Source organism: Streptomyces sp. LZ34, assembly GCF_053890475.1.
The window spans coordinates 7,250,636-7,273,981 of sequence record NZ_CM132680.1 but is presented as its reverse complement, the minus strand read 5'-3'; the positions used below and the strand labels follow the sequence as shown (position 1 = coordinate 7,273,981).

The 23,346-nt window shown below is 72.9% G+C and carries 19 protein-coding genes; 13 read left to right on the top strand and 6 right to left on the bottom strand.

Translation table 11 applies throughout. The annotated features are described in order from the left end of the window. Positions 1-4: 4 nt before the first annotated feature. From ACWY4P_RS30145 to ACWY4P_RS30130, 4 genes are all read left to right on the top strand, one after another. Entirely contained in the window at positions 5-1,267 is a 1,263-nt protein-coding gene (locus ACWY4P_RS30145) for a sensor histidine kinase (RefSeq protein ID WP_456203589.1), read from the top strand. Then, positions 1,264-1,902: a response regulator gene (locus tag ACWY4P_RS30140; protein ID WP_456203587.1), complete on the top strand. Its 639-nt coding sequence runs from the start codon at positions 1,264-1,266 to the stop codon at positions 1,900-1,902. The genes ACWY4P_RS30145 and ACWY4P_RS30140 overlap by 4 nt, the downstream gene beginning before the upstream one ends. Before the next feature lie 118 nt (positions 1,903-2,020). Then, on the top strand, positions 2,021-3,439 hold the full coding sequence (locus ACWY4P_RS30135; protein WP_456203586.1) for a WD40 repeat domain-containing protein: 1,419 nt from the start codon (positions 2,021-2,023) through the stop codon (positions 3,437-3,439). A gap of 129 nt (positions 3,440-3,568) precedes the next feature. Next, positions 3,569-4,555, top strand: a complete 987-nt coding sequence (locus ACWY4P_RS30130; RefSeq protein ID WP_456203585.1) for an esterase/lipase family protein — start codon at positions 3,569-3,571, stop codon at positions 4,553-4,555. A gap of 90 nt (positions 4,556-4,645) precedes the next feature. On the opposite strand, the gene ACWY4P_RS30125 is transcribed toward ACWY4P_RS30130, so the two are convergent. Beyond that, complete coding sequence (locus tag ACWY4P_RS30125; protein ID WP_456203584.1) at positions 4,646-5,998, bottom strand: M64 family metallopeptidase; 1,353 nt, start codon at positions 5,996-5,998, stop codon at positions 4,646-4,648. 357 nt (positions 5,999-6,355) lie between these two features. On the opposite strand from ACWY4P_RS30125, the gene ACWY4P_RS30120 reads away from it, so the two are divergent. The 3 genes from ACWY4P_RS30120 to ACWY4P_RS30110 all read left to right on the top strand — a co-directional run bounded on the left by ACWY4P_RS30120 (position 6,356) and on the right by ACWY4P_RS30110 (position 10,405). Beyond that, positions 6,356-7,894 (top strand): tetratricopeptide repeat protein, encoded by a 1,539-nt coding sequence (locus tag ACWY4P_RS30120; RefSeq protein ID WP_456203583.1) that lies wholly within the window; start codon positions 6,356-6,358, stop codon positions 7,892-7,894. A 538-nt stretch (positions 7,895-8,432) separates the two neighbouring features. Continuing rightward, positions 8,433-9,191: a response regulator gene (locus tag ACWY4P_RS30115; protein WP_456203582.1), complete on the top strand. Its 759-nt coding sequence runs from the start codon at positions 8,433-8,435 to the stop codon at positions 9,189-9,191. Next, a complete protein-coding gene (locus tag ACWY4P_RS30110; RefSeq protein WP_456203580.1) occupies positions 9,188-10,405 on the top strand; it encodes a sensor histidine kinase in 1,218 nt (405 codons plus the stop codon). The genes ACWY4P_RS30115 and ACWY4P_RS30110 overlap by 4 nt, the downstream gene beginning before the upstream one ends. Positions 10,406-10,436: 31 nt before the next feature. On the opposite strand, the gene ACWY4P_RS30105 is transcribed toward ACWY4P_RS30110, so the two are convergent. Next, entirely contained in the window at positions 10,437-10,796 is a 360-nt protein-coding gene (locus ACWY4P_RS30105) for an STAS domain-containing protein (protein ID WP_456213105.1), read from the bottom strand. Positions 10,797-11,122: 326 nt separating this feature from the next. On the opposite strand from ACWY4P_RS30105, the gene ACWY4P_RS30100 reads away from it, so the two are divergent. Together ACWY4P_RS30100 and ACWY4P_RS30095 are read left to right on the top strand one after the other, a co-directional pair. Continuing rightward, positions 11,123-11,821, top strand: a complete 699-nt coding sequence (locus ACWY4P_RS30100) for a sigma-70 family RNA polymerase sigma factor (RefSeq protein ID WP_456203578.1) — start codon at positions 11,123-11,125, stop codon at positions 11,819-11,821. Then, a complete protein-coding gene (locus tag ACWY4P_RS30095) occupies positions 11,818-13,149 on the top strand; it encodes a maleylpyruvate isomerase N-terminal domain-containing protein (protein WP_456203577.1) in 1,332 nt (443 codons plus the stop codon). The genes ACWY4P_RS30100 and ACWY4P_RS30095 overlap by 4 nt, the downstream gene beginning before the upstream one ends. Positions 13,150-13,233: 84 nt before the next feature. Here ACWY4P_RS30095 and purU read toward each other — a convergent pair whose 3' ends face one another. Together purU and ACWY4P_RS30085 are read right to left on the bottom strand one after the other, a co-directional pair. After that, complete coding sequence (purU, locus tag ACWY4P_RS30090; RefSeq protein WP_456203575.1) at positions 13,234-14,106, bottom strand: formyltetrahydrofolate deformylase; 873 nt, start codon at positions 14,104-14,106, stop codon at positions 13,234-13,236. Positions 14,107-14,138: 32 nt separating this feature from the next. Continuing rightward, positions 14,139-14,639: an SCO4402 family protein gene (locus ACWY4P_RS30085; protein ID WP_456213104.1), complete on the bottom strand. Its 501-nt coding sequence runs from the start codon at positions 14,637-14,639 to the stop codon at positions 14,139-14,141. Between the two features lie 117 nt (positions 14,640-14,756). Between ACWY4P_RS30085 and ACWY4P_RS30080 the strand changes: the two genes are divergently transcribed. Further along, positions 14,757-16,058, top strand: a complete 1,302-nt coding sequence (locus tag ACWY4P_RS30080; protein ID WP_456203573.1) for an ABC transporter substrate-binding protein — start codon at positions 14,757-14,759, stop codon at positions 16,056-16,058. A gap of 85 nt (positions 16,059-16,143) precedes the next feature. On the opposite strand, the gene ACWY4P_RS30075 is transcribed toward ACWY4P_RS30080, so the two are convergent. Both ACWY4P_RS30075 and ACWY4P_RS30070 read right to left on the bottom strand, forming a co-directional pair. Continuing rightward, the gene (locus ACWY4P_RS30075; RefSeq protein ID WP_456203572.1) at positions 16,144-18,105 is read right to left on the bottom strand and encodes a hypothetical protein; all 1,962 of its coding nucleotides are present in this window, start codon (positions 18,103-18,105) and stop codon (positions 16,144-16,146) included. Between the two features lie 111 nt (positions 18,106-18,216). Then, positions 18,217-19,608, bottom strand: a complete 1,392-nt coding sequence (locus ACWY4P_RS30070) for a transcriptional regulator (protein ID WP_456203571.1) — start codon at positions 19,606-19,608, stop codon at positions 18,217-18,219. Between the two features lie 376 nt (positions 19,609-19,984). Here ACWY4P_RS30070 and ACWY4P_RS30065 point away from each other — a divergent pair, with 376 nt between their 5' ends. From ACWY4P_RS30065 to ACWY4P_RS30055, 3 genes are all read left to right on the top strand, one after another. Next, on the top strand, positions 19,985-20,665 hold the full coding sequence (locus ACWY4P_RS30065) for a bifunctional DNA primase/polymerase (RefSeq protein ID WP_456203570.1): 681 nt from the start codon (positions 19,985-19,987) through the stop codon (positions 20,663-20,665). Positions 20,666-20,939: 274 nt separating this feature from the next. After that, the gene (locus tag ACWY4P_RS30060; protein ID WP_456203568.1) at positions 20,940-21,743 is read left to right on the top strand and encodes an ABC transporter ATP-binding protein; all 804 of its coding nucleotides are present in this window, start codon (positions 20,940-20,942) and stop codon (positions 21,741-21,743) included. Continuing rightward, entirely contained in the window at positions 21,740-23,344 is a 1,605-nt protein-coding gene (locus ACWY4P_RS30055; protein ID WP_456203567.1) for a transporter, read from the top strand. The genes ACWY4P_RS30060 and ACWY4P_RS30055 overlap by 4 nt, the downstream gene beginning before the upstream one ends. Positions 23,345-23,346: the final 2 nt, after the last annotated feature.

The following is a 23,346-nucleotide window of genomic DNA, read 5'->3' as shown; positions in this document are numbered from 1 at the left end:
CGGTATGACTGCTCTTGCCGGGCCCTCCGCCGACGCCTTCTGGGCAGCGTCGCTGCGCCGCTGGAACGCGGTGTGCTGGGTGCTGTTCGCCGCGATGGCCGTCGGGCTCGCCGCGATGGACCGGCCCGGCGGGAGCAGATACGGGGCGCTCGCGCTGCTCGGCTGCGTGGTGCTGTGCTACGCGCTCCTCGACCGCTTCCCCGGCAATCCCGTCGTACGGCCGCACGTCTATCTGTCCGTGCTGGTGCTCGCGCTCGGCGGGATCGCGTATCTGCGCAGCAGCTATGCGGCGCTGTTCATGGTGACGCTGCCGCACTACTGGATGTTCGGGCGGACCCCCAGGGCCTCCATGGGGTTCCTGGGGCTGGCGACCGCGGCGACACTGGTGGGGACCTGGTCCCGGCAGGGCTGGTCACTGGAGTTCTTCAGCGAGACGCTGGTGTCCACCCTGATCGTCGTGGCCGTGGGGGTCCTGATCGGTCTGTGGGCACACTCGGTGGTCGCACAGAGCACCGAACGGGCCCGGCTGATCGTCGAACTGGAGCGGACCCAGGCCGAGCTGTCCGAGGCGCACCAGCGCCAGGGGGCGGCGGACGAACGGGAGCGGATGGCGCGGGACATCCACGACACCCTCGCGCAGGGATTCGCGTCGATCGTCGTGCTCGCGGAGGCGGCCCGGGCCCAGCTCGCCTCCGATCCGGCGCGCAGCGCCCAGCAGCTGCGCTCGATCGAGTCGACGGCGCGCGAGAACCTGGCCGAGGCGCGGGAGCTGGTGGGCTCGGCACAGCGGCAGGACGGTGCGGCGGCCGGATCCGTGGCGCGGACGCTGCGCCGGATCCTCGACCGCTTCGCGGAGGACACGGGGCTCACGGTGGTCGCCGACCTGGCGGACGTCGTATGCGACCAGCAGACCCGGATCGCGCTGCTGCGCTGTACCCAGGAGTCCCTGGCCAACGTCCGCAAACACGCGCGGGCGTCCACGGTCGGGGTGATCCTGGCCCACCGGCCGTACGGGGTGGAGCTGGAGGTCACCGACGACGGCACCGGTTTCGTCCCGGAGGAGTCGACGGGGTTCGGACTCGACGGGATGCGTAAACGCCTGGCGGAACTGGGCGGCCGGCTGACGGTCACCAGCTCGGTCGGCGACGGGACGCGGGTCCTGGCGGTGGTTCCTGTGGAGATGTCCAGAGACAGCAAGGACAGCGACGAGGACAGCGACGCCGCCGGCGACGAGGAACCCGACAAGGGGAGTGAGGGGACGGGATGACCTGTGAACGAGTCCGGGTGGTCGTGGTGGACGACCACACCGTGATGCGGGCGGGCGTGGTCGCTCTGCTGGCCGGTGAGGACGGCATCGAGATCGTCGGGGAGGCGGGGGACGGCAGGGCGGCCCTCGAACTCGTCGCGCGGTACGACCCCGACGTCGCGCTCATCGACCTGCGGATGCCGGTGCTCGACGGGGTGGGGGCGACCGCCGAAATCGTCGCCCGATACCCGCGTACCCGGGTCCTGATCCTGACGACGTACGACACCGACCAGGACATCGAGCGCGGCGTGGAGGCCGGCGCCATCGGCTATCTCCTGAAGGACACCACCCGCGAACAGCTCGCCGACGCGATCCGCTCAGCGGCGCGCGGCGAGACCGTCCTCGCGCCCCGGGTGGCCGAGAAGCTGATCGCGCGCATGCGCCGCCCGGCTCAGGACCCGCTGACCGCACGCGAGACCGACGTGCTGGGCGCCGTGGCCGACGGCCTGACCAACGCCGAGATCGGCAAACGCCTCGTCATCACGGAGGCCACGGTCAAGACCCATCTCCTGCGCCTGTTCGCCAAGCTCGACGTGAACGACCGGACGCGCGCGGTGGTGGTGGCCCTGGAGCGGGGACTGCTGCGGCGTCCCTAGCCCAGGCGGTTTCGAACCGGGCCGGTTTCGAAGGCCGGGGCCCGCCGGCCGGGCGGGCTGTCGGACGCTTCTGTGACCATGGACCGGACTCCCGAAGTCCCCTGCTGTGGAAGGTCCGATGGCCACCGATCTGTACGGCATCCGCGTCCTCGACGTCGCGCCCGACGAGCTGCGCGTCCGGTTCCGCGTCTTCGTCGTGTACTACGACACCGGAAGCCGCACCCACGCGCCGCTGCCCGACGATCCGAGCTTCTTCTTCGCGCTGCTGTGGGAGGCGGCGGAGCGCCTGCCGGTCAGCTCGCCCCACCCGCTGCGGATGGTCGGCGTCGACGAGATCCTCGATCCTGAGTGGCTCGCCGCCCACACCCATCGGTACGTCCGGCGGATCGAGCGGACGGCCACCCGCAACCACCCCGTGGCCGAGGCGGATTGGCAGCGCCTCCACGACTTCTACTACGAGCGTGACGGCCGCTGGAAGGACGAGGACCTCCTCGTCCAGGCCGACTACGACGTCGAGGTCACCGACGCGCGCTGGCTGGGGTCGCTGAGCCCCGGCCATGGCTGGGCGACCGCCTCCTATCCGATCACGGCCGACCAGGTGCTGGAGGAGGACGCCCCCACGGTGCTGGACCTACGCGGCCCGGCGGTGACGCTCGCCCCGTTCCCGGGGGAGGGAGGCGACGAGGGCACCCCCAGCGATCTGGCCTTCTCGGACGACGGGCGGTATCTCGCGGTCACCAGCCAGGCGTGCGAGCTGGTGGTGTTCCGTACGGACGACTGGAGCGAGCACGTCCGCGTCCCCGACAGCTCCCTGTGGGGCCAGGACATCCAGTGGGTGCCCGGCACCCACCAGATCACCGCGCGCGTCAGATGGGGCGGCGGGGAGGGGGACGCCGGCGCCCCGACCCGCGCCTACGACGTCGACAGCGACGCCGAGGTGGATGTCCCGCCGCAGCCGCGGGAAGCCCGCTCGCGCACCGGCCGCTACCGGGCCGACACCGGCTTCGGCCGCTACCGCGCCGACGGCGGCTACGGCGGGTTCACCGGTTACGGCGGCTGGGTCGACGTACTGTGCTCGTCCGGCGAATCGCCCCGCCGGCTGCACCTTCCGCGAGGCAAGGCGGAGGTCGGAAGCGTCTCCTTCACCGGTGACGAGACCCGGATGTTCGTCGGCCAGGGCAGCGATGTGCACATCCTGGATCCGGAGAGCGGCCGCGTCCTCGGCACACTCACCGGAATCCGGTCCGACGCGATCGTCCGGCCGGACGGGGCCTACCTGGTGGCCGGCGGTGGGAAGGGCCCGTCCGACGACGAGATCGACGGGGGCGAGCTGATCGACCTGTGGCGCGTCTCCGACGGCGCGCTGCTCATGCGCTGCCGGTCCGGCGGCGACATCCTCCCCGCCATGGCCTGGTCGCCGGACGGCAGCATGCTCGCGGTCTCGTTGATCACCGGATCCCAGGGGTACGGAGGCGAGTTCCGGATCTACCGCGCCGGAGCGCCCGTCGAGCCCCCGGAAAGCCGCTCCGCGGGCTGACGGCGGACCGCCCCTGACCGGTGGGGGATTGCGGAGGGATGTGGGGGCGTTAGGGAGGGATATTGACGGCCTTGTGGCGTCTGCGCACGATGGGAGGCTCCTTTCACTCGCTCCCCTGCGGAGGTTCCTATGCGATTACCCACATGGGCCGCCGGCCTCGTGGCGGCCCTGCTGACGCCGACTCTGTTCCCTCTGTCCGCGGAGGCGGACACCGATCCCGGTCCGCCCCTGGAAACCCCGGTGGCCGAGCTCGCCAAGGGCCTGCACTGCCAGGCAGACCAGCCAGGCCAGGCGGACAGCGAAAAGCCGACCGTGCTGTTCATTCCCGGTACCGGGTTCAAGGGCGAGGAGGCCTACGCCTGGAACTACATGGCCGAGCTGAAGAAGAGCGGCTATCCGTCCTGTTGGGTGGACTACCCCGGCCGCGGCCTCAGGGACATGCAGGAGACCGTCGAGTACGTGGTGTACGCGACGCGCACGGTCCACGAGCGCACCGGCCGGAAGGTGGACCTGGTCGGGCACAGCCAAGGCGGCCTCCAGGCGGCATGGGCGCTGCGCTTCTGGCCAGACCTCGCGGCCAAGGTCGATGATGTGGTGACCCTGGGTGCCCCGTTCCAGGGCACGAGCATCGGCAGCGCCTGCCGTCCCCTCTCCGAGATCACGGGCTGCCCGGCCGCGTCCCTGCAGTTCGCCCGCGACTCGAACTGGACGAAGGCGCTCACCGCGAACGGCACCCCCATGCCCGCGGGCCCCTCGTACACCTCGGTCTACTCCCTGGCCGACGAGTCCGTGGTGATCGATGGACAGCCCTCGGTCCTGCCGGGTGCCCGGAACATCGGAGTCCAGGACATCTGCCCCGGACGGGCGTGGCCCAGCCATATGGGCCTGCTCGTCGACCTGGTGTCCTACGAGCTCGCCGCCGACGCGATCGAGCACCCCGGCCCCGCCGACCCCGGAAGGATCAACCGCGCGGACTGCGCCACCCTGCTCATGCCCCTCAACACCGAGAAAGCCGTCGAGACCCTGCCGAGCCTGCTGAGCCTCCCGATCGATGTCCTGATCCACAGCCAGCCGTGGGCCCGCGAGGAGCCGCCGCTGCGTCCCTACGCGCGGTAACGCGCAACTGGGCGCGGTCGCACGGAAAAGAAGCCGCCCCGCGGCGGGGGTCCACGGGGCGGCAGCTTGGGGGGTGGCGGCGGTGAGCGGCTAGGTGGTGACCTTCCAGGTGCGGGAGTTGGTCAGCAGCTTGCGCAGGGCGGGGTCCTTGACCGCCTTGGTGGTGTCCGTGGCCTTGGCGGTGACGGTGTGCGAACGGCCGTCGGAGGCGACGCCGAGGGAGGCCGGGGTGACCGAGTTCTTGCCGCGTGCGGCGGTGACCTCGGTGCCGTCCACGGACCACGTGACGGACGCGGAGGACGGGAAGGTGACCTTGATGGTCGCGTCGCGCTTGAGGGCGGTGTCCGTGCCGGTGGTGCTGGCGAGGACACGTGCGTGCTGGTAGAAGCCCGCGATCATCGCCTCACGGCCGGGGAGACTGAACTCCCGGCCGAGGGTGCGCATGATCGAGTTCTCGGTGGGGCGGTTGATGCCCTTGGGGTAGTAGCGCCCGCCCTCGTACGCGCCGACCGTGCCGCCGTCGGGCGAGGTCTGGCCGATCCAGCGATACCACTTCTTCTGCTGTGCGGTCAGTTGGGCGGCGCTGAGCTTGGTGGCGTTGGACTCGCCGGGCTCGGCGCCGGTGTAGGTGCCGTAGTCGTCGTAGAAGTACTCGTCGGCCAGCTTGCCGAGGGAGTGGCCGGTCTCGTGGACGGCCACCTGGTCGGAGTCGGCGTGGTCGGAGGAGGCCGTGGCGATGCCGTCGTAGCCGACCTGGGAGGTGAGGGTGTAGCCCGCGCCGCCGTACTTGGTGGAGTTGGAGAGCACGACGACCAGGTCGGCGTCCGGGGCCTTGCCTGCGTACGACTCGACCTTGTCGGTGTCGACGCACAGCAGCCGCTCGATGTCGTCGCACCAGAAGTACGACTTCAGCGCGGTGTCCTTGACGACGTCCTTGCCCGGGTCGCCGGAGACGCCGGACTGGTTCGAGACCGCGTCCACCGACCAGACGTTGAACAGCTCCTTGTAGGAGGCGTACGGCTCGACGGCGGACATCTGCTCCCACTTGGACCGCAGGTCGGCGTGGAAGTCGCCCTGCTGGGCGGCGGTGTAGCCGTCGCCGATGAAGACGACGTCGAGCTTGTCGGCCACCGGGCCGGTCTGGATGACCGAGCTGACGTCGCCGTCGGCGGCGGCCTCGGAGGCGGACAGGGCACGGTCCGCGCGGGCGATGCGGGCGGGGGTGGCGGCCGGGACCTCGGTGTGGCGGGGGTGGGCGCCGGGGCGGGTGAAGTACTCCACCTCGTGGGTGCGTTCGGCGCCGTGAACCGCCGCGGCCCGGGCGGGGGGTGGCGGTGGCGCCGGGGTGGCCGACGCTGTGGCGGCCAGGGCCGCCGTCAGGACTAAACCGCCGGCGACTGCTGCGGTGCGTATGGAGAAACGTCTGGGCAGACGTCTGCGCACGGTCGATACCCCCCGAACTCAACTTCGTAAGCAGCCAGTTAAGCACGATTAAGTCGCCGCTCAACCTAGGGGCTCGGGGCGCGATCCGGCAATAAGGATTAGGGAAGTCGCTAGTAATCGTCAGCAGTTGTCAGTAGTCACGGGCGTCTCCCCAGGCACCGGCCACAGCGTCCCAGACGGCGTCTCACCATGTGTTTTCAGGATGTGCCACGATCCACTCCGCGCCGGGAGCCGTATGGTCGAACGGTACGTCGAAGTGGTGATCGGTCAGTGGGGGTCCTGGCCGACGGACGGTCGCCGCCTCCCACTCGACCGGCCCCTGATCCATCAGCTCGACATGTTTCAATCCTCGCGTAAATGGACTTAGCTCGGCGATTAAGTTGCCGCCGAGGAGAAGAGGGCACGGTGGGCGAGAGAAGCGCCGGGGCCGTACGAACGGCTGACGGAGCCGCGGAGATCGGGCGCCGGGTGCTCCGGCTGCGTACGGAACGCGGGCTCACCCAGCGGCAGCTGGCCGAGCCCGCCTACACCGCCGCGTATGTCTCCACGCTGGAGTCCGGGAAGGTACGCCCCTCCGAAGCCGCGCTGCGCCACCTCGCCGAGCGCCTCGGCATCAGCTACGAGGAGCTGACCACGGGCCGCGACCCGCACGACGCGATCCGGCTGCGGGCCGGGCTCACCGACGCCCGCAAGTTGCTGGCCACCGGCGACCCGAAGGACGCGGCCGCGCTGTTCGAGGAGCTGATGGCCGAGGCGGAGCGGCTGGGCTTCCGGGACGAGCGGGCCACAGCCCTGGTGGGGCTCGGCGACTGCGCGCAGGAGACCGGCGAGCTGGCCGCGGCGCGCGCTCACTACGAGGCGGCGGAACAGCTCCTGGCCGACGAGCCGCTGCCCCGGCGGGTCCCGGCGATCCGCGGCCGCGCCGTGGCCCACTTCCTCTCGGGCGAACTGCGCTACTCCTGCTACCTCCTGGAGAGCGCCATCGACGAGCTCAACGCCTCGGGCCTGCACGACCCGAACGCCCTGCTGCTGCTCTACACGGCCTCGATCGCCCCGTACATGGACATGGGGGCGCACGCCCGCGCCGCACGCTCCGCCGAGTTGGCGCTCGCGCTGGCCCCCAGCGTGGACGACCCGGGGCTGATCGCCCGGCTGCACCGCGGCGTGGCCCGCACGCTCATCGCCGAGGGCCGCACCGCCGAGGCGGACGCCTCGCTGGCCAAGGCGCAGGAGCTGTACGAGCAGCTGCGCATACACACCGACCTGGCCCACTGCCACTGGATGCGCGGCTATGTCCACGCGCAGGACGGCAACCTGGAGCGGGCGGAGCGCGAACTGTGCATCGCGCGGGACATGCTGGCGTCCAAGCGGGCCGCGCTGTACGTGGTGCAGGTGGAGGTGGAGCTGGCGGATGTGCTGCGGCGGCGCGGACGGACGGCGGAGGCGGAGGCGCTGCTGCTGCCGCTGCTGAAGCGGGCCACGGGGGATGGTGGGGCGGAAGGGGCGAGCGGTGCGGACGCCGAGGTCGCGGGGGACGGCGGGGGCGGAGGCGACGGCGGGGACCGAGGGGACGGCGGGGGCGGAGGGGCGGCCTCCGCGCTCACCGCCGAGGCCGGCGCGGTGCACGCGGGCGGGGCGCACCGGCTGCTCGGCCTGATCGCGGAGGAGCGCGGCGACGCCGCGACGGCGGAGGAGCACTACCGCGCGGCCCTGTCCCTGCTGGAGCGGACGGGCGCGGCCGGGGACCTGGCCGACCTGTGCCGGCTGCTGGGCGATCTGCTGCGGCGCGGCGGTCGCGCCGAAGCGGCGATGGACGCGTACCGCATGGGTCTGGGCCACCGCGCGGCGCCCGGCACGACCACCCTGGGCCCCGCCCCGGCGGAGCCGCCGGTGTGAGACCAGGGGCCGCCCGCGCACGGCCGGACCCCCGGCCTCAGACCGCTCGGGCCTGCCGGTCCCTCCCCCTTGCGAGCCCATGCGCGTTCGGGCCGACTGGGGGCACCTCCCAGCGGTAGCTGGGGGCGAGCCGAAGGGGCGTGGCCTCGCGCGCCGGAGGCGCTGATGTGCGCTGTGAAAGGGAGAGCGCGCGGAGGCCCTGAGGAACGAAGGGCCGAGGCTGCGATCGATATGCGGCTACCGCCGCGTGGTCGACCGTCGACAGGGGCTGAGGCGCCCCGGAGGCGAACCGAGCCACAAAAAAGGGGGCCGCCGCGTGTGGGGGCCGCGGCGGCCCGGGGGCCGCGGGGTGACGCGGCGTGGAACCACTGTGCCCGGCGGCGGGCGGCCGGGGAATCCGCCCCTGGTCTCCCGTCACCCCCGCCGACCGGCGGGGGTGTTCCCCCCCAACGGGCGGAGGTAGCCCCTCCACTTTGTACCGCGCATGCGGCAGGCTGTCCGGGCAATGAGCATGACAGCCAAGGGGAGGGAGCGGCCGGTGATCCGTGTGGCGGTGGTGGACGACGAGGCGCTCGTACGGTCCGGGCTGCGGCTGATCCTGGGCACGGCCCCGGATATCGAGGTGGTCGCGGAGTGCTCCGGCGCCGAGGCGGTGGCGGCGGTGCGGAGCAGCGCGGCCGACGTGGTCCTCCTGGACATCCGGATGCCCGACGTGGACGGGCTGACCGTGCTCGGACGGCTGTTGGAGGCGGACCGCGCCCCCGCCGTCGCCATGCTGACCACCTTCGACGCGCAGGAGTACGTCACGGCAGCGCTGCGCGCGGGGGCGGCGGGGTTTCTGCTCAAGGACACCGATCCGGAACAGCTGGTACGGGCCGTACGGACGCTCGCGCAGGGCGGCAGCGTGCTGGACCCGGGCGTCACCCGGGCCGTGATCGGCGGCTATCTGGCCGCCGAAGCGGAGGCCACGGCCTCGGCGGCGGTCGAGGCGCTGACGCCGCGCGAGCGGGAGGTGCTGGCGCTGCTCGGGGAGGGGCTGGCCAATCCGCAGATCGCGGAGCGGATGGGGCTGGCGCCCAGCACCGTCAAGGACCATGTGCGGGCGCTGCTGGCGAAGTTGGGCGGGGTCAACCGGGTGCAGGCGGCGATCGTGGCCGACCGGGCGGGGCTGCTGGCGGGCATCCCATGCACAGGGGTGCCAAGGGCGACAGAGGTACCAAGAGCGACAGGGGTACCCAGAGCCACAGCGGTGCCAAGGGTGCCAGGGATGCCAGGGGAATCAGGGGGGCCGCGATGACCGCCCGAGTGCCGCGCTGGGCGTCGCTGGTCGTCCCCGTGGCCCTCGCGGTGGCGGACGCGCTGCTGGTCAACGGCGTGACGTTGGGCCTGGAGCTGAATGTGTCACTGGTCGCCGCGGCCGCGCTGCTGCTGCGCCGAAAGCTGCCGCTGACCGTGTTCCTGGCCACGCTCCCGGGGATCCTGATCGGCTACGTCTGGTTCGCGCCCATGATCGCGCTGTACACCGTGGCCGCGCGCCGCCCCGACCGCCGGCTGCTCGCGGTCTCGGCACTGCTGCTGGCCGTCGCACACTTCGTGCCGTGGCCGGTCTCGGACTTCGAGCCGACCGCGTACCGGGAGAACACCCTGACCCTGATCGACGCGTCCGTGACCTCCGTCGCCCCCATCGCGCTCGGCCTGCTGGTGCGCACCCGTGGCGAACTGGCCGCCCGTATCGAGGACCTGACGCGCAGCCGCCGCCACGCCGACGATCTGCTGGCCCAGCAGGTGCTGAGCACCGAACGGGCCCGCCTCGCCCGGGAGATGCACGACGTCGTCGCGCACCAGGTCAGTCTCATCAGCCTTCAGGCCGGGGCGGTGCAGATCAGCGCGGGGGACACCCAGGCGCGGGAGAGTGCCCGGACGATCCGCGAACTGTCGGTGCGCACGCTGGACGAGCTGCGCCACATGGTGGGCGTGTTGCGCGCGGCGGGCGGAGACCTGGAGCAGCTCACCCCGCAGCCGTGCCTGGCCGACCTGCCGCGGCTGATCGAGCTGAGCGCGCTGGACGTGGACTACGAGGCCGACTACGGGGAGGGGCTGCTGGAGGACCTAGGGCAGTCGGAGGCGGTCGAGCGGGCGGTGTTCCGCATCGTGCAGGAGGCGTTGACCAATGTGCGCAAGCACGCCCCGGGGGCGCGGGTACGGGTCCGGGTCAGCGAGGTCGGTGCTATCGGCGCTGTCCGTGCGGAAGGCGACGGGGCGGAAGGCAGCGGGGCGGAAGGCGATGGGAAGGGCGCGCGGGAGCTGCGGGTCGAGGTGCGCAACGGGGCGCCCGACGCGACGGCCGCCGCGCCCGGTCTGCCGGGCGGCGGCCATGGGCTGATCGGCCTGCGCGAGCGCGCCCAACTGCTCGGTGGCACACTGGAGGCGCACCCCTTGCCCGACGGCGGCTTCGTCGTACGCGCCCGGCTCCCCGGAGTCCGGCCCACGCCCCGGCAGGCCCAGAGCTGAGCGCCGGGCGCCGGGCTGCGGGCGCCAGGCCCTAAGCGCTCAGCGGGTCCACGGCCGTCTCGGTCGCGGCGACCAGGTCGGGATAGCAGTCGAACAGCCGGCGGACACCGAGCGCCGCGAGCACCCGGTTGACGTGCGAGCCGTGGGCCTCGCCCTGCGCGGGCAGTATCAGCCGCAGCCGCCCGGAACAGGACCGCATCAACCGCCGCGCCGCGATGAGGACGCCGACCCCGCTGGAGTCGCAGAAGCGGACCTCCTGGAGGTCGAGCACCAGCCAGTGGCGGCCCTCGGCCACCGCGTCGTGGACGTGCTGCCGGACCGCGGGGGAGGTCACCAGGTCCATCTCTCCTGAGACCTGGAGGACGACCCACTCCCCCCGTTGGCCCTCCATCACCTTCAACGTCACGCGCCCGAAGCCCTTCGCTCGCCCGCTAACCGGAATTGCCTGTTCCCCAGCGGCTGCCCGCCCGGTGCCCCACCAAACACCCCCCGGCACAAGCCAGAGATGACGACCTTATGCCGTGCGGAAGCGTTTCGTCGCGGGATTCCTGCGCAAAGTGACGGGCCCAATACCATCCGCAGCCCCACCGTGCCGCACTTTGCCGCATGGGGGCGTGTTGTGCCACCCCCCGCACTACATTCGATATGACGGTGGCATCAGGCCCGAACGCCTGGAGCCGACGCCCGGACGACTCGAGCACGAGGGATGGGGGCCGTATGGCACACGACGCACCGCCCCGCTGGGACCGCAGGATGCAGCAGCGCCTGGCGCGCGGCGAGGCCGCCGCGCTGGGCGAGTTGTACGACCGGTTCGCCTCTCTCGTCCATAATCTGGCCTACCGCGTCCTCGAGGACGAGGAGGCCGCCGACCGCGTCACCCGCGAAGTGTTCGGCTACGCCTGGGAGAACCCGGACGCGTACGACCCCAAGCAGGGCACGCTGCGCTCGTGGATCGCCACACTGGCCCACCGTCAGGCGGTGCACCGGCTCCGCGAGGCCGAGGCGCGGGCCGCCGCCGACCCGACCGGACACGGCCCGACCGGGCACGGCCCCGCCGGAGACGGCCCGGCCGGAGACGACCCCGCCGGAGGGGCCCGTGCCGGACACAACTCCGCCGGAGACGACCCCGCCGGAGGCCTGGCACGGCGCACGCAGGAGGACATCGAGGAGAAGATCCGCGAAGCCTCCGTGGCCGCCCGCGCCGACTACATCGTCACGTCCATGCCCGCCCCGCTGCGCGCCGCCCTCGAACTGGCCTACTTCGACCGCCGCGACTACCGCCAGGCCGCGGCCGAGCTCGGTGTGACGGAGGACGAGGCCAGACGCCGCCTTCGACTGGGCCTACAGCTGCTGGCCACGGCCAACGTCCCACCCCCGGACTCCGTTCCGCCCCCCGGCTACGGACGGGCCCTGTGAACAGGCCGGATGACGGCACCGGCGGCCCGGGGCGCGGCGACGAGCCGCCCCTCGCGCCCGAGCCCGCCGACGCGCCGCGCATACCCCCGCCGCGCCCGGCCGCCGAGGACAGCGGCCACTGGCCCGCCCGGTGGCGCCCCGCGGCCGGCCCCGCGGCCGCCCCGGACGCCCGGCCGGACGCGGAGCGCCGCGATCCGCTGCCCTCACCGCCCCCGCCGCCCCTCTCCCACACGGTGCTGAAGTCGCTGCTGGGCGCCTGGGCCCTGACCGCCTGCTCGCCCGAGGAGACCGCCGCCGTGGAGGCGCACCTCAACCACTGCACCCCGTGCGCCGAGGAGGCCCTGCGGCTGCGCGAGGCGGTCGGTCTGCTGCACACCGAGCAGAGCCTGGACCTCGACCCGCTGCTGCGCTCCCGCGTGCTGGCGGGCTGTCTGGGCCGCCGCCCGGCCCGTATCCCGGTGCCCGACTGGGCCAGGGTGTACGACGCGGAGGCCGCCCGGCTGGACGCGCTGCTGCGCGACATGGGCGAGGCGGAGTGGCGGGCGCCGGTGCGGCTCAGATGGTTCGACGGGGAGCGGCTGGTGGGGCGGGACACCACCGTCGCCGGGGTGATAGGCCACCTGATGGTGGTCGACGGCATCCTGGCCTCGTCCCTCGGCCTGCCCGATCCGCTCGGCGCCCACGCGCCGGACTCCCCGGCGGGCCGTACGGAGGCGTACTGGCGCCGCAAGCCCGCGCGGGAGCACGAGGCCGCCGGGGAGCCGGGGGCGGTGCGCGAGCCGTGGCGGGAGCAGGGTCACGCCCTGGTGCGGACGGTGTCCTTCGCCGGGCGCGGCGCGCGCGATCTGTCCGTGCCGTACGGGGACTTCTCCCTGCCCATGCGCGACTCGTTCCTCGACCGCGCCTTCGAGTGCTGGGTGCACGCCGGGGACATCGCCGAGGCGATCGACTACCCGTACGAGCCGCCCGCCTCGGCCCATCTCAGACCCATGGTCGACCTGTGCGCCCGGCTGCTGCCCGACGCCCTCGCGGAGCGCCGCCGCGCCGGGCTCGCGGGGCCGCCCCGGCGGCTGGTCGAGGCAGGCGCGCCGGGCCGTACACTCCATCTGGAGGTCGAGGGCAGCGGCGACTGGTACATCCCGCTGGACTCCCCCGCCGCACAGCCCTCCCCGGAGGAGGCGGTGGCCCATATCGCGCTCGACCGCGAGGCCTTCTATCAGCTGGCGGCCGGGCACGTACCGCCCCAGGAGGCGGCAGCGGGGCAGCTCGGTGACACGGAGGCGATCCGCGACGTCCTCTTCGCGACGGCGTCCCTGTCGCGTCTGTGAGCCACCCTCAGCCCCGGGCGAAGACGGCCCTCAGGCCAAGGCGACCCCTCAGGCGACGCCGGCCCCTCAGGCGGAAACAGCCCCTCAGGCGAAGACGACCGTCCGGTGGCCGTTGAGGAGCACCCGCCGCTCACTGTGCCACTTCACCGCCCGCGCCAGCGCCTGGCACTCCACATCGCGCCCCACCGCCACCAGCTGGTCCGGGGTGAGCCCATGGCCCACCCGCTCGACCTCCTGCTCGATGATCGGGCCCTCGTCCAGGTCGGCCGTCACATAGTGGGCCGTCGCACCGATCAGTTTCACCCCGCGGGCGTGCGCCTGGTGGTACGGCTTGGCGCCCTTGAAGCTCGGCAGGAAGGAGTGGTGGATGTTGATGATGCGCCCCGCCAGCCGCTTGCACAGGTCGTCCGAGAGCACCTGCATATAGCGGGCCAGGACCACCAGCTCCACGTTCTCCGCCTCCACCAGCTCCAGCAGCTCCGCCTCCGCCTGGGCCTTGGTCTCCTTCGTCACCGGGATGTGCCGGAAGGGGACCCCGTACGAGCCCACCAGCTCGGCGAAGTCGGTGTGGTTGGAGACCACCGCCGCGATCTCCACGGGCAGCGCCCCGATGCGCGAGCGGAAGAGCAGGTCGTTCAGGCAGTGGCCGAACTTGCTGACCAGCAGCACGACGCGCATCTTCTCGGCGGCCGAGTGGATCTGCCAGTCCATCTGGAAGGACTCGCCCACCGCCGCGAAGCTCGCCCGCAGGTCCTCCACCCGCACCGGCGAGACCGCCCGGAAGTGCACCCGCATGAAGAAGAGCCCGGTGTCCCGGTCGCCGAACTGCTGACTGTCCTCGATGTTGCAGCCGGTCATGAACAGATAACTGGACACGGCGTGCACGATGCCCTGCTTGTCCGGGCAGGACAGGGTCAGGATGTACTGGTCGGCGGTGGCGGAATGCGACTGGCTCATGACTCCATAGCGTCGCACACCCACGAAGATCGCTAGACCGAGCGCGTCATGATCGCCAGCACTTCGAGGGTGTGCGGGGGCAGATCGGGGTCCTCGCCGTCGTTGGCCGCGAGCCGCACATGCGCCTCGCGCGCCGCCCGGACGGCCTCCGGCCAGGCGTGGTGCTCCAGGTAGACCGAGGGCGGGGCGTCCGCGCCGACCTGGTGCATGATCCGCAGCACTCTGAGGACGGCGACATCGACGAGCGCCGCCTCCTGCGAGTCGCGGAAGATCGTGCCGACGTACTTCTCGGCCGACCAGTTGTCCAGCCAGGTGTCCTCCACCAGCCGGTACACGGCGTCGGTGACGTCCCCGTATCCGTCCAGGCCCGCGAGCCAGCACCCCTGCTGGAAGACGGGGTCAGAGAGCATATGCAGCGCCGAGCGCACATTGCTGCGCCAGCGCCACCACGGCATGTCATTGACAGGCATGCCGCCCATGGTGGTCGAGCGACGGCCGCGACGGGAAGACTTCTCCGAACCTTGCACGGTGATCGATCGTACGTTCTTCGCGGATGAGCACGCATCGACCCCCGCAATTCACCCTCTCGTCACTTTTTCGTCAATTGCGATAGCCGCCCCGTTACGAGCGGAACGCCACGCTCACATGCCATGACCGGATGGCGACATTTCTCCCCGCGGCCGTGGCTGGCGGCCGCGCTCTGCGCGACGGTCGGGGCGGGGGCGCTGACCGGCTGCGGCGCCCTCTCCGGAACGGGATCCAAGGGCCCCATCACCGTCATGACCTGGGCACCCGAGAACACCAAGGCGACCAATATGCCCGGGATGCCCGCGATGGCGGAGGCGTACGCCCGCTGGGTCAACGACAACGGCGGCATCCACGGCCGCAAGCTGAAGGTCCTCACCTGCAACGAGCGCAACGACCCCTCGGCGGCGGCCCGCTGCGCCCGGCGCGCCGCCGACAAGAACGTCGTCGCGGTCGTCGGCTCGTACAGCCAGTTCGGCCGCTACTTCATCTCCGCCCTGGAGGGCTCGGGCATCCCCTATATCGGCGGATACGGGCTGACCGAGGAGGAGTTCGACAGCCCGTACTCCTACCCCGTCAACGGCGGCCAGGCCGCCCTGCTGGCCGGCAACGGACGGCAGCTGGCCTCCGTGTGCCGGCGCGTCTCCCTCGTCCGCCCCGACACCATCGCGGGCGACGAGCTGCCCGAGCTCCTCGACGCGGGCCTCAAGGCCGGCAAGCGCAGCGCCGCCACCGACGTACGGGCCCCCGAGGACGCCGGCGACTACACGCGGCAGGCCCGCACCGCCCTGAACGGCGTGGGCGCCGAGTCCGCCCTGGGCGGCGCCGCGGAGGGCTCCGAGCTGCCCGGCTCCTGCGTGACCGCGGCACTGGGAGAGCGCACCGGCACCTTCTTCGACTCCTTCCGGCGACTCCAGGAGGACCACCCGAAGGTACGGATCGCCTCCGTGCTCGGCAGCGTCCGCCAGTCCCTCGTGGACAGCACCGGCGGCCGCGAGAGCCCGCTGGAGGGCGCGTACGCCACCGGCTGGTACCCGGCCGCGGACGATCCGCGCTGGGCGCCCATGAAGAAGGTCATCAAGGACTACGCCTTCGAGGACGCCCGCATCGACGCGGAGGACCCCGGCACCCAGACCACCTGGATCGCCTACACCGTGCTGCGGTCCGTCCTGAACTCGCTGAAGGCCGACGACATCAGCGCCCGCTCCATCCGGCGCACGCTGGACAACGGCCACGCGGTCGGCACCGGCGGCCTCACGCCGGAACTCCGCTGGGGCTACAAGGACATGCTGTCCATCCACGGCTACCCGCGCATCGTGAACGCGGACGTGACCTACCAGGTGGTGCGGGACGGACGGCTGGTCGCGGTCCGCAAGGGGTTCGTGGACGTCTCGAAGACGCTCCGGCGGTACGCCACGGCGGGCTAGGTCCCCTCCTTCGGGGAAGCCCGGCCCGCCGCGCCGACAGCTCCGCGCCGACTACAGCTCTGTGGCGGCTAGAGCTCCGTGCCGGCTAGAGCTCCGTCGGCTGGTGTGACGTCAGCCCGTACTTCGTGGCGATCGGGTTCCACAGCTCGGACGCCTTCTTCTTCGACGTGGTCGCCTCGCCGCTCGCCCGCTCGGCCGCGGCCACCCGCCCGGTCCTGCGGGCCTGGCCCTTGTGACAGCCCTTCTTGCCGCCGACCTGGTCGGCCCAGGCCGCGTACTGGTTGTCGGCCGTGGCGGAGGACCGCCAGGCCTTGGTCAGGGACGAGGTCAGCTGGGCGTGGTTGGGCAGCTGGTCGACGGAGATCTTGCCGAGCCGGGTCACCAGGTCGGTGCGCTGCCCGGCGGCGGTGCGCAGGTTCGTGGCCGCGTTGGAGAGGTTCTTGCAGGACCTGATGTCCTCCACGGCCTTGATCACCGCTGCGCGGCTGTTGTTGCTGTCCGCGAGCAGCGCGTCGAGAGCCTTGGCCTGCGTCTCGACGGGGTCGGCCGCCTTGGTCTGGTCGTCGGTCTTGGCCTCCGGCGTCTGGCTCTTCTCCGCGACGTCCGTCTTCTTCTTGTCGTCGTCGCCCCCGGCGCTGAGCGCCGCTCCGGCGGCGAGGCCGGCGATGGCGCAGACCCCGACGACGATGCCGATCAGGGCGGCGGGCGACATACGGCGGCGGCCGCCTCCGCGCTTGCCCGGGCCGCCGCCGTCGGGGGCGGCGGCGGTCGGGCCGGGCAGCGGGCCCTGGTCGCTGAACTGGGGCAGCTGCTGGGTCGAGTCCGCCGGTTCGGCGGGCCCGGCGTCGGCGCGGAACAGGCCGTCGAACTCCGACGGCGGCGGCCGGTCCCCCGGCATGCCGGGACGGATCGCGTACGGCGCGGAACCGGGCCGCGGCGGGCCGCCCGCCTGGGCGGCGCGGTGGCCCTGCTGCTGGGGCGGCGGCCCGGCCGCCGGGATCGGCCCGGGCAGGACCTGGGTCTCCTCGGCGGCGCCGGGGGCCGGCTGGCCGGGGGCCGCGGCCTGAGCGGGCTGGCCGGGGGCCGCCTGGCCGGGTGCGGGCTGGGGTGCGGCCTGCGGGGCGCCGTGGCGGGCGCGCCCGGGGCGGACCGCCCGCAGAAGCGTGGTGGACTCGTTGTCCGATTCGGGCTGCGTTTGGGGGTGAGCAGACCGGTTCTCCGGCGGCAGCGGCGTGCCCGAGGGGGCGGGCTGCGCGGGGGTGGGCTGTGCGGGGGCGGGCTGCCCGGGGGCCGGGCCAGAGGCGGCCTGGGCGGGGGAAGCGGCGGGGGCGGTGCCCTCGGGCGGCAGAGGCATCGCGCCGGGCGCCTGTCCGGAGACGGGCGGTATGTACTGCGTCGCCGCGGAGTCGGCCGCGGGCGGCCCGGAGAAGCCGGGCTGCGGCGTCAGCATCTGGGTCTGGTCGGCGGCTCCGGCGAAGGGCTGCGCCTGTCTGTCCGGCGCCGGTGGCCCCCCTTGCGGCTGCGGCGGCTGCCCTTGTGGCTGCCCTTGCGGGGGCCAGCCCTGCTGGGCGTACGGCTGCCCCTGGGCGGGCAGCGGCGCACCCTGAGGCCCACCGTACGAGGCACCGGGCGGCACGCTGTGCGGAGCGGCAGGACCGGCGGGACCGGCGGGCATTCCGTTCTGCGGCGCACCGGGGGGCGGGCTCAGCGGGGGGTTCTGGAAGCCGTTCTGCGGGGCGCCCTGAAAGCCGTTCTGCGCACCGTTCTGCGGCCAGCCCGGCTGGGCCTGGGCCGCGGCGGCATCCTGGGGCTGCGGCAGCGGCTGAGGCTGCCCCGGCGCGCCGGGCTGCCCGGCGGCCTGCGGGGCGCCCTGCGGACCCCATGGCTGTCCCCAAGCCTGGCCACCCGCCGGGGCCGCCTGGTGCTGCTCGTGGGCCCGCTGATCGCCCTGAGCGGGCAGCACGACACCCTCGCGCACGGGCTGCGGGGGCTGCGCGGGCGGGACCGCAGGCAGCTGCGGCTCATCCCCCTGTCCGCTCTGCGTCACCGGGACTCCTTGGGGCTATACGACTTACGGAATCAACGGCTCACGCTACCGGGTCCCCGGACGGTGCGGTGCCCGGCGGACCCGCGGGACAACGAGACGCTGGTCACCGTCTCAGGCCGCCTGAACCTCCAGCCGCGCCCCGAATTCCCGCACCACCGGCTCGTCCCGATACGGCTCCAGCCGCTGCTGGAAGTCGTCCAGATACTCCATCCCCCGGTTGGAGCGCAGGGATCCGAGCAGCTCGACCGCCCGGGTCCCGGTGTGGCAGGCCTGTTCCACATCGCGCTGCTGCACATGCGCCGTGGCCAGCAGCAACAGCCCGATCGCCCGCCGCCGCACCCGGCCCTCCGGGTGGCCCTCCAGGGCCTCCTCCGCGCGGCGCCTGGCGGGCTCGGCCTGGCCGAGGTCGCGATGGCAGTGGGCCAACTCGTCGGCCAGATAGGCGTGGTCGAAGTGGCGGATCCAGGCGGGCTCGTCGCCGGACTCGCCCCCGCTGCCCGCCGCCCGCTCCATGGCGTCGAGCGCGCGGCCCGCCGCGGCCTGGCAGGCGCGCCCGTCGCCGAGCAGGGCGTGGCCGCGGGCCTCGGCGGCCAGGAACAGCGATTCGGCGCGCGGCGGCACCTGCCCGCGCGCGCCTTCCTGCGCGGCCTTCGCCAACTGGGCGATCTCCCGCGGGTTCCCGAGCTGGGCCGCGAGGTGGCTCATGCTCGCGGCGAGCACATACCCGCCGTACCCCCGGTCCCCGGCGGCCTGGGCCAGCCGCAGCGCCTGGATGTAGTAGCGCTGGGCGAGCCCGGACTGACCGGTGTCGACCGCCATATAACCGGCCAGCTCGGTCAGCCTGGCGACCGCGGCGAACAGGTCGCGCCCGACCGACTCCCGGTAGGAGCCGGCCAGCAGCCCGGAGACCACGCTGTTGAGATAGTGGACGACGACGGGGCGCACATGGCCGCTCCCGTACCGGTGGTCGAGCTCGGTGAGCGCGTCGGTGGTCGCCCGCACCGCCGCCACGTCGGACCTGCCGACCTTCGCCCCGGCCGTCCGCGCGACCTGGGAGTCCGCCCCGGTGATCAGCCAGTCGCGGCTGGGCTCCACCAGCGCCGAGGCGGCGACCGTCGAACCGCTCAGAAAGTCACGGCGCCCGACGTCGCTCCGCCACAACTCGCAGACCTGCTCTATCGCGCCGAGGACGGTGGGCGAGAACTGGAGCCCCACGCCCGAGGCGAGATTCTTGCCGTTGGCCATGCCGATCTCGTCGATCGTGACCGTACGGCCGAGCTTGCGGCCGAGCGCCTCGGCGATGATGCCCGGGGCCCGGCCCCTCGGCTGCTGGCCGCGCAGCCAGCGGGCGACCGAGGTCTTGTCGTAGCGCAGATCGAGGCCGTGCTCGGCGCCGCACATGTTGACCCTGCGCGCCAAGCCGGCGTTGGAACACGCGGCTTCCTGGATGAGCGCCTGCAGCCTCTCGTTCGGCTGCCGCGCCACAAGCGGCCTAGCGGCCATGGCTTTACCCCCACAGTGACTGCTGTGCGTTTACGGCGGATGCCGTCCCTGTTGATCAGTGCCCCGCAGATATCGCGGATACGCCAGGCATGTGCGGAGAATGCAGGACTTGCCCGAATTGACCGCGATCGTGCGCGTACGGCGCCGACAGGAGTCCGGGACCGCGCCCTGGAACACGGCACGGCCTACCGGACACTCGTACGCCCGTCACGCATGGTGGCTACCCGCTCACGCAGTCGCGTCCTCGTGCGCGCCCCCAGCCGTGCTCCCATGCGCCCCGCATGCCGTTTTTCAGGGGCTCGGTTCGCCTCCCGGGCCCGGCCCGGGGGCGTAACCCTTGCCGATCCCTCAAGTTGTGCTGGTCGTGGACGAGACCATGGACGTGACAAACGACGTGACGGATGACATGACAGGAGCACCACAGATCCCCAAGCAGCGCGGGGAGCCGCTGCGGGACGCCGCGGTGCGCTACGCGGAGGAGCGGCACTGGGACGTGCTCCCCGGCGCCTGGCTGGAGCCCGTGGCCGACGCGGGCCAGTGGTGGGACCAATGCTGCTGCGGCGCGGCCGACTGCCCCTCCCCCGGCGCCCATCCGACCCGCGCCGACTGGGCGGACCAGGCGACCGGCAGCGCCGTCGTGGCACGCCGCACATGGGCCAGGACGCCGCGCGCCTCCATCCTGCTGCCGACCGGGCGCACCTTCGACGCGCTGGACGTGCCGGAGACGGCGGGCTGTCTGGCACTGGCGCGGATGGAGCGCCTGGACGTCGAACTCGGCCCGGTCACCCGCACCCCGGGGCGCAGGATGCTCTTCTTCGTGCTGCCGGGCGCCGCCGCCAAGATCCCGGACCTGGTACGGAACCAGGGCTGGCCGCCCTCGTCGATCGACCTCGTGGCGCGCGGCGAGGGCGACTACGTGGTCGCGCCGCCCACGCGCGTGGGCCCGCACGGCTCGGTCCAGTGGGCGCGCCGGCCCACCGCCGCCAACCGCTGGCTCCCGGACGCCCAGGAGTTGGTCAGCGCCCTCGCCTACGCCTGCGGCCGCGAGGGGCGCTAGGGCCTGTCGTCAAAGGGGGCGCCCTGCTCGCGACGTCTGGCACGGCACCTCGCTGCGTTGTCGCATCGCCCAAGTACGCCCAGTACGAGGGCGACGCTCCGCCTTGCGATGCACCGCGCCAGACGCCGCTCGCGGCCGGACGCCCCCTTCGACGACAGACCCTAGGCGCGCCGACGCACGGACTACCGGCGTCCGCGCCGGGCATGCCCCTATCGTGGACGGCGGACGGGGGCGTGACCGGGGCCTCCCGCATGTTCGGAAAAAGGGGGACCGGGTGGCGAAGGAGTCGGAGGAGCAGGGGGCGTCGGCCATACCAGCCGTGCTCGTGCGGGGGCTGTGGAAGCGCTACGGGGACCAGGTCGCCGTCGCCGGGATCGATCTGGAGGTGCCCGCCGGGCGGTTCATCGGACTGGTCGGACCCAACGGCGCGGGCAAGACGACCACCTTGTCCATGGTGACCGGGCTGCTGCGGCCCGACTCCGGCACGGTCGAGGTCGGCGGGCACGACGTATGGCGGGACCCGGTCGCGGTGAAGGCGCGGATCGGGGTGCTGCCCGAGGGGCTGCGGCTGTTCGAGCGGCTGTCGGGCCGCGAACTCCTCGACTACACCGGGCGGCTGCGCGGGCTGCCCGCCGAGGATGTCGACAAGCGCGCCACCCAGCTGCTGGACGTGCTGGACCTCGCGGGGGCGCAGCACAAACTGGTCGTCGACTACTCGACCGGTATGCGGAAGAAGATCGGTCTGGCCGCCGCGCTCCTCCACAACCCGGAAGTCCTCTTCCTGGACGAGCCCTTCGAGGGCGTGGACCCGGTGTCCGCGCAGACGATCCGCGGGGTGCTGGAGCGCTACACCCGCTCCGGCGCCACCGTCGTCTTCTCCAGCCATGTGATGGAGCTGGTGGAGTCGCTGTGCGACTGGGTCGCGGTGCTGGCCGCCGGGCGGATCCGGGCCCACGGCCCGCTGGACGAGGTGCGGGGCGCGGCGCCGTCGCTCCAGGACGCCTTCCTGGAGCTGGTCGGCGCGAGCGACCGGGCGGCCGACCACGACCTCGACTGGCTGGGCGGCGGCGCCCGATGACCGCCACCGGCCCGCTCACCACCCTGTTCGTCCAGCTCAAACTGTCCCTACTGCGCAACGGACTGCGGCAGTCCGCGGGGCGCCGCGCCGCGTATGTCGCCTCGATCGTCGTCACGCTCCTCATCGCGGCGCTCCAACTGCTCGGACTGATCGCGCTGCGCGGCAATGACCACGCCGCCGCGCTGGTCACCCTTCTCGCCGCGCTCTTCGCCCTCGGCTGGGCCGTGATGCCGCTGTTCTTCCCCGGCGGCGACGAAACCCTGGACCCCACGCGGCTGGTGATGCTGCCGCTGCGGCCCCGCCCGCTGGTCGTCGCCCTGCTGGTGTCCTCGCTGATCGGCATCGGCCCGCTGTTCACCGTCACCCTCATCGCCGGCTCGGTGATCGCCGTGGCGCACGGCGCGGCGGCCGCGGCGGCGGGTGTGCTGGCCGTGGTGGTGGCGATGCTGCTGTGCGTGGCGCTGTCGCGGGCCGTCGCGACCGCCAACACCCGGCTGCTGACCAGCCGCCGGGGCCGCGATCTGGCGCTGCTCAGCGGCCTGTTCGTGGCGGTGGGCGCACAGCTGGTCAACGTGGGGATCGGGCAGCTGTCCGGCGAGAAGGGGCTGTCCTCCCTGGAGCCGGTGGCGGACGTGCTGCGCTGGGTGCCGCCCGCCGCGGCCGTCGACGCGGTCCAGGGTGTCGGCGACGGCTCGTACGGGACCGCGGCCGCCCAGTTCGCCCTGTCCGCAGGCCTGCTGGCGCTGCTGCTGTGGTGGTGGCAGCGCGGTCTGACACACCTGATGACCTCGCCGGACTCCTCGACCATCCAGGCCGCCGAGCCGAGCCGGAAGCGCCCCGGCGCGGCGCGGCCCGCGCTGCACCGGCTGCTGCCCGAGGACCGCACCGGCACGGTCGTGCTGCGCACGCTGCGCTATGCGTGGCGGGACCCGAAGACCAAGTCCGCGTGGGTGACCTCGCTGGCCGTCGGCCTGCTGGTGCCGGTCGTCACCACCATCCAGGGCGCCGGCAGCGTCTACGCCTCCTGCTGGGCCGCGGGGCTGCTCGGCATGCAGATGTACAACCAGTTCGGGCAGGACTCCTCGGCCTTCTGGATGGTCGCGCAGACGATCTCCTCGCCGCGCGACGCCTATCTGGAACTGCGCGGGCGCGCGCTGGCCCTCACGCTGGTGGGCGTGCCCTACGTCACGCTGGCGGTGCTGGGCTCGGCCGCGTTCATGGACGAGTGGGCGGCGGTCCCCGACGCGCTCGGCCTCGCCCTGGCACTGTTCGGCGCGCTGGTGGCGACCGGCGCCATGACCTCGGCCCTGTACCCGTACTCGATTCCGCAGGACAGCGGCTACAAGAACGTGGCGCCAGGGCAGGCGGGGCTGGCGTGGATCGGCATCCTCGGCGGGATGATCACCGGCGCGGTGCTGTGCGCACCGGTGCTGGCGGCGACGGTCTGGATGCATGTCTCGGGGGCGGACGACCAACTGTGGTTGCTGCTTCCGCTGGGCGCGGCGTACGGCGCCGGGGTCGCCCTGGGCGGCCTGAAGCTGGCCGCGCCGCGGACGGCGGCGCGGTTGCCGGAGATCCTGGCGGCGGTCACCAAGGGCTGAGC